This is a genomic window from uncultured Streptococcus sp. (genome assembly GCF_963518475.1).
Classification (GTDB): Bacteria; Bacillota; Bacilli; order Lactobacillales; family Streptococcaceae; genus Streptococcus.
On the sequence record NZ_CAUQJA010000052.1, the window covers coordinates 1 to 2926 of the forward strand.

A 2926-nucleotide genomic window follows, 5' to 3' on the forward strand; every position below is an offset into this window, starting at 1 on the left:
GATTATGCAGATTTCAGATGCAGAATGGCAGGTCATGAAGATTATTTGGATGCAAGGAGAGCAGACTAGTACGGATTTGATCAGGGTTCTGGCGGAGCGGTTCGACTGGTCCAAGTCAACCATTCAAACTCTTTTGGCTCGTTTGGTTGAGAAAGAGTGTTTGACTCGGAAAAAAGAAGGCAAGTCTTTTGTTTATTCAGCACTTTTAACTTTGGACCAAAGTCGGGATTTACTTGTCCAAGATATCAAAGACAAGGTTTGTTCCCGTAGGATTAAGAACTTGCTGGCTGATTTGATTGCTGAATGTGATTTTACTCAGGCTGACTTGGAAGACTTGGAAGCTGTGATTTCTGAGAAGAAATCAAGCGCTGTAACAAAAGTAAAATGTAATTGTATGTAAAGGAGACGTCATGTTAAATAGTATTGTAACCATTGTTTGTATTACCCTTATCGCCTTTATCTTGTTTTGGTTTTTCAAAAAGCCTGAAAAATCTGGACAAAAAGCCCAGCAAAAAAACGGCTACCAAGAGATTCGAGTGGAGGTCATGGGGGGCTATACGCCTGAGTTGATTATCCTCAATAAATCAGTGCCAGCCCGCATTGTCTTTGACCGCAAGGACCCTTCACCCTGTCTGGACCAAATTGTTTTTCCAGATTTTGGTGTACATGCGGACCTGCCAATGGGTGAAGAGTATGTAGTGGAAATCACGCCTGAGCAGGCTGGAGAGTATGGTTTCTCTTGTGGCATGAATATGATGCACGGCAAGATGATTGTAGAATAGGAGAATGATATGAATGAAATTGTAAAAGCAAGTCTTGAAAATGGTGTTCAAAAAATCCGTATCACGGCAGACAAAGGCTATCATCCAGCCCATATCCAGCTTCAAAAGGGAATTCCAGCTGAGATTACCTTTCATCGAGCAACTCCTTCAAACTGTTACAAGGAAATTCTGTTTGAAGAAGAAGGCATCTTAGAACCAATCGGCGTAGACGAAGAGAAAGTCATTCGTTTTACACCTCAAGAATTAGGTCAACATGAATTTTCTTGTGGTATGAAGATGCAAAAGGGAAGTTATACAGTTGTTGAGAAGACTCGAAAATCTCTATCACTTTTACAGCGTTTTTGGATTACTAGTATCTTTACTGTGCCTCTTGTGATCCTCATGATTGGGATGTCGACAGGAGGAATTAGTCACCAAGTCATGCGTTGGGGCACCTTTTTAGCCACAACACCGATTATGCTAGTAGCAGGTGGTCCTTATATCCAAAGTGCTTGGGCTAGTTTTAAAAAGCACAATGCCAACATGGATACCTTGGTTGCTCTGGGAACCCTAGTGGCCTATTTCTATAGCTTAGTTGCCCTCTTCGCTGGCCTCCCCGTTTACTTTGAAAGTGCTGCATTTATCTTCTTCTTCGTTCTTATGGGAGCCGTTTTTGAGGAGAAAATGCGGAAAAATACTTCCCAAGCTGTGGAGAAATTACTTGACTTGCAGGCTAAAACTGCAGAAGTCTTGCGTGAGGATAACTATGTTCAAGTCCCTTTGGAGCAAGTCAAGGTAGGTGACCTGATTCGAGTGCGTCCCGGTGAAAAGATTGCGGTTGATGGTGTCGTAGTAGAAGGTATCTCTAGTATTGATGAGTCTATGGTGACAGGTGAGAGTCTGCCTGTGGACAAGACAGTTGGAGATACCGTCATTGGTTCAACCATCAATAATAGTGGAACACTTGTTTTTAGAGCAGAAAAAGTTGGTTCAGAGACTGTTTTGGCTCAGATTGTGGATTTTGTGAAGAAAGCTCAGACAAGTCGTGCGCCGATTCAGGACTTGACGGATAAGATTTCAGGGATTTTTGTCCCAGCAGTTGTCATTTTAGGGATTGTGACCTTTTGGGTTTGGTTCGTCTTGCTCAGGGATAGTGTAGTTGTGCTTGGAGCGAGCTTTGTGTCTTCGCTTCTCTATGGAGTAGCAGTTCTGATTATTGCCTGCCCTTGTGCATTGGGACTTGCAACACCGACAGCCCTTATGGTGGGGACAGGTCGCAGTGCCAAGATGGGAGTTCTCCTCAAAAATGGAACGGTTCTACAGGAAATCCAGAAAGTTCAAACTATCGTCTTTGATAAGACCGGAACTTTGACTGAAGGGAAACCTGTGGTCACAGATATCATCGGCGACGAAGTAGAAGTGCTTGGATTGGCAGCTTCCTTGGAAGAAGCTTCTCAACACCCACTGGCTGAAGCCGTTGTGAAACGAGCGAGTGAAGCTGGACTTGAGTTTCAAACTGTTGAAAATTTCCAAGCCTTGCACGGAAAAGGTGTCTCAGGGCAAATCAATGGAAAACAAGTTTTGCTTGGAAATGCTAAAATGCTGGATAGCATGGATATTTCTAGCATTTATCAAGAAAAACTAGAAGAACTAGAAAAAGAAGCTAAGACAGTTGTTTTCTTGGCTGTGGACAATGAAATCAAAGGCTTGCTTGCTCTGCAAGATATTCCTAAGGAAAATGCTAAGCTTGCCATCAGTCAGTTGAAAAAACGAGGTCTTAAAACAGTCATGCTGACAGGAGACAATGCAGGTGTGGCGCGTGCTATTGCCGATCAGATCGGAATCGAAGAGGTCATTGCAGGTGTCTTACCAGAAGAAAAAGCCCATGAAATCCATAAACTACAAGCGACTGGAAAAGTAGCCTTTGTTGGTGATGGTATCAATGACGCTCCTGCCCTCAGTGTAGCAGATGTGGGGATTGCTATGGGAGCTGGAACAGATATTGCCATCGAGTCAGCAGATTTGGTGTTGACAACTAATAACCTCCTAGGAGTGGTTCGTGCCTTTGACATGAGTAAGAAAACCTTTAATCGAATTCTGCTCAATCTTTTCTGGGCCTTTATCTACAATGTCGCCGGAATTCCGATTGCAGCAGGAGTCTTTTC

At 43.3% G+C, this 2926-nt stretch carries 3 protein-coding genes; all 3 read left to right on the forward strand.

What is annotated here, in order from left to right; genetic code table 11:
* The first annotated feature begins 4 nt into the window (after window positions 1-4).
* A complete protein-coding gene (locus tag RYK12_RS10120) occupies window positions 5-400 on the forward strand; it encodes a CopY/TcrY family copper transport repressor (protein ID WP_070842694.1) in 396 nt (131 codons plus the stop codon).
* Window positions 401-410: 10 nt separating this feature from the next.
* Window positions 411-782, forward strand: coding sequence for a cupredoxin domain-containing protein (locus RYK12_RS10125; protein WP_314848873.1), 372 nt, complete (start codon window positions 411-413; stop codon window positions 780-782).
* Between the two features lie 9 nt (window positions 783-791).
* Window positions 792-2926: heavy metal translocating P-type ATPase (locus RYK12_RS10130; protein ID WP_314848876.1), on the forward strand; the 2135-nt coding region annotated here is incomplete at its 3' end.

Bases quoted from the DNA above. Each gene is read 5' to 3' on its own strand.
- RYK12_RS10120 (WP_070842694.1), top strand. From the start codon at position 5: ATGCAGATTTCAGATGCAGAATGGCAGGTCATGAAGATTATTTGGATG.
- RYK12_RS10125 (WP_314848873.1), top strand. From the start codon at position 411: ATGTTAAATAGTATTGTAACCATTGTTTGTATTACCCTTATCGCCTTT.